The sequence below is a fragment of the Chamaesiphon sp. OTE_8_metabat_110 genome (assembly GCF_031382685.1).
In the GTDB taxonomy this organism is placed as follows: Bacteria; Cyanobacteriota; Cyanobacteriia; order Cyanobacteriales; family Chamaesiphonaceae; genus Chamaesiphon.
Genome location: NZ_JANMZA010000158.1, coordinates 1 through 2,698, shown reverse-complemented (window position 1 = coordinate 2,698; position 2,698 = coordinate 1). Strand labels below are relative to the sequence as shown.

At 45.4% G+C, this 2,698-nt stretch carries 4 protein-coding genes; all 4 read right to left on the bottom strand.

Annotated elements, in window-relative coordinates:
* Positions 1–29 precede the first annotated feature (29 nt).
* The 4 genes from RMO52_RS05800 to RMO52_RS05785 all read right to left on the bottom strand — a co-directional run bounded on the left by RMO52_RS05800 (position 30) and on the right by RMO52_RS05785 (position 2,504).
* The gene (locus tag RMO52_RS05800; RefSeq protein ID WP_310411784.1) at positions 30–239 is read right to left on the bottom strand and encodes a glycogen debranching protein; all 210 of its coding nucleotides are present in this window, start codon (positions 237–239) and stop codon (positions 30–32) included.
* A 45-nt stretch (positions 240–284) separates the two neighbouring features.
* Positions 285–764 (bottom strand): GNAT family N-acetyltransferase, encoded by a 480-nt coding sequence (locus RMO52_RS05795; RefSeq protein ID WP_310411781.1) that lies wholly within the window; start codon positions 762–764, stop codon positions 285–287.
* A 14-nt stretch (positions 765–778) separates the two neighbouring features.
* Positions 779–1,879, bottom strand: coding sequence for a DNA polymerase beta superfamily protein (locus tag RMO52_RS05790; RefSeq protein WP_310411779.1), 1,101 nt, complete (start codon positions 1,877–1,879; stop codon positions 779–781).
* A gap of 256 nt (positions 1,880–2,135) precedes the next feature.
* Positions 2,136–2,504 (bottom strand): VOC family protein, encoded by a 369-nt coding sequence (locus RMO52_RS05785; RefSeq protein WP_310411776.1) that lies wholly within the window; start codon positions 2,502–2,504, stop codon positions 2,136–2,138.
* Between the last annotated feature and the right edge of the window lie 194 nt (positions 2,505–2,698).

Genomic DNA, 2,698 nt, shown 5'->3' with positions numbered 1-2,698 from the left:
CGGCGCGGTTACTTAGCGCTTAATTCTAGTTAACCCAAATTTAGGGAGTTAACTGGCACTTCATCCCATGAATTAACCGTGCGGAGCCGTGCGATCCAACCTAGTTGAATTTGTTCGGGGGTGAGATTTTGCTGAAAAGATGCGTGACAGTCTTGAGCTAACTCCTCACTCCGAGAAGCAATGCAGGCATACATTAAACCACCTGGATCTAATTGCTCGTTTACCCAAATTGTTAGCATTTAGTTGGATTCCTGCTGTATCGTACTTATCGAATTTTAGTCAATTTAAGATTTACTCGCAATCTCCGCCAGAGTTGCGGCTGTCATCCGGCAAGTTTTCCAGTCTGGTAGCACCGTTGCACCGAGACTTTGGTAAAACTCGATCGCGTTTTGATTCCAGTCCAGCACCGACCACTCTAGCCGCCCACAACCGCGATCGTGAGCGATTTTAGCCATAGCAGTCATCAATGCTTTGCCCACACCTTGACGGCGATATTCAGGCTGAACGAAGACATCTTCAAGATGGATACCCGGTTGAGTAAGAAAAGTCGAGTAGGTGGGGAAAAATAAGGCAAACCCGATCGTCAACTCGCTTAATTCGGCTACAATTGCCTCAGCCGCAGGATGTCCGCCAAATAAATGCGATCGCAATAACTCAGCATTTCCAGTCACCCGATCGCGAAGTTTCTCATAATCCGCCAAACCTAAAATCAACTCAAAAATCCGATCGACATCCTTTGCTTCCGCAGCTCTAATTATCAGCATTTAATTATTAACTATTAATTATTCCCCCATCCTTGTTTTTCGATTAACTCGATTGAGAGATCGTTAATTGCCGATAAATCGGGATGACGGGGGAGAATAGAATCATCATAAGCGCGATCGAGTTCGGCGACTAGATTATCGGCAATGGCGGTGACTTGTTCGTAAGTGAAATCGCCACGTAAGATTGCTTTGAGTTCGTCAGCATCGCATACATCCTGTCGATCGACAAATATTTCACCAGACCTTAAAATCTCCAAGCCGCTGCGTAAAAGCCGAATACAGTGCATCGCATGTTTGAGATCGAAACCTGACTGTTTTTCCATCCCCGCGCGGGTGGGATTGCGATTGGTTTGCCAGGATTGGTAAGCATTCCACTCACGCATGGCATTTTTATACTGTTGGCTTTTTTGGAGTAGCTTGATAAAGTCACCGCGACTATTGGTAAGTGTTTGGGTATATTCCAAGACATCATCGGTGAGATGATGTTGTTTTAATAAACCTTTGTAATCGATATCACCATTCAATAATTGATATAACTCTTGAGCTTCGGATAGATATTCAATTTTACCGCTTACTAAGCTATACAAGTATTCCAAGAAGGCATGTAATTCTTCCTTATTTAATGGTCGCTCTGCTGTGAGACCAAATTTTTCAGGAACTGGCTTCTCTTGAGGTGGATCGAGCAACCATTTTCGATGAGATTCGATTTTTTTGATTTGGGCAAAGGCATAGCCAGAATAAGTATGTTTGACGCGCTTGCTGAGGAACATTTTACGATGCGCGAGCAAATATTCGCCAACTTCGGTTTTGATGGGATATTGTTTGAGCCAGAGTAACTCTAGAATATTGGGGTTGGCTCCAGCTAGGAGTTGCACGAATTTTTTGAGTTCGTAAATCACTGTATCCTTTTCCCCTGTGAGAAATTCAAAGATCCCTGGCTCGGTATCCCAGCCGCTATCTTTTTGCTCGACTTTATCCAAACCCAAATAGTATTTTTTGCCCGCAATAAACACCCCCCGATAGTCGAGATCGGATTCGGGACGGCTCAATCCGTAGCCATGACTACCAGCCAAACCAATTAGAATTGTACGTTGTTCGACTTCTAGGCGTTGCATGGGGAATAGAGATTAGAGGGCAGGAGATCGAGGTGGGGACTGCCCACTGGCTAGGTTTCAGATTATTAACCCAAGTTGCTACCAATAACCTCAGCGGTTTCTAACCGCTGCTCTGCAAGGCAGACGCTTCGCGAACGGAGTGCAAAGTCCGCCTACGCGGACTAATAAACTAGTCCGCGTAGGCGGACTTTGCACCATTAGCCGCGACTTCAGTCGCAGGCATTCCACAAGGTAGCAACTTGGGTTATGTACTGGTTCAAGCGCTAGCTGATTGATGTAAAATTAAGCGATTACCGTCGGGGTCGTAGGCGTACACTTCGCGACCGTGGGAGGCTGTGGTGATGTTTCCTGATGGGGGATAGCCGAGTTGGGCGAGTTTATCGATCGAGTCTTCCAAATTAGCTACCTCTAGACAGAGACTCATCCCGCTGTGACTGGGTTGCCCAAATTCGTCGCGATTGGTGGACTTAGGACAAAAAATTCCTAACTGTAGCCCAGGTATCAGAAACTCGGCATAAACAGCGGGAATATGTGGCTTGGGTGTCGTTCCCAAAAATTGGGTGTAAAAATCTACAACCACATCGAAATTCACACTCGCGATCGTGACTAGAGCACCTGTTACCATAGCTATTATCATGAAAACTCTTTTTTATCGCGATCGATCCGTAGCACCGATCCCCAAATTCCTCATCTTCTATCCCCAATTTAGATGTTGACCGATTGGCAAATGGGTTTATAATTGCTTACGCTTGGGGAACTATAATTATATACACAAAGACAGCTCGCAGACATACAGTGTAACAACATTGGGCGGGATGA

Excerpts from the sequence above, each read along its gene's own strand:
- RMO52_RS05800 (WP_310411784.1), bottom strand. The coding sequence starts at position 239 with ATGCTAACAATTTGGGTAAACGAGCAATTAGATCCAGGTGGTTTAATG.
- RMO52_RS05795 (WP_310411781.1), bottom strand. The coding sequence starts at position 764 with ATGCTGATAATTAGAGCTGCGGAAGCAAAGGATGTCGATCGGATTTTT.
- RMO52_RS05790 (WP_310411779.1), bottom strand. The coding sequence starts at position 1,879 with ATGCAACGCCTAGAAGTCGAACAACGTACAATTCTAATTGGTTTGGCT.
- RMO52_RS05785 (WP_310411776.1), bottom strand. The coding sequence starts at position 2,504 with ATGGTAACAGGTGCTCTAGTCACGATCGCGAGTGTGAATTTCGATGTG.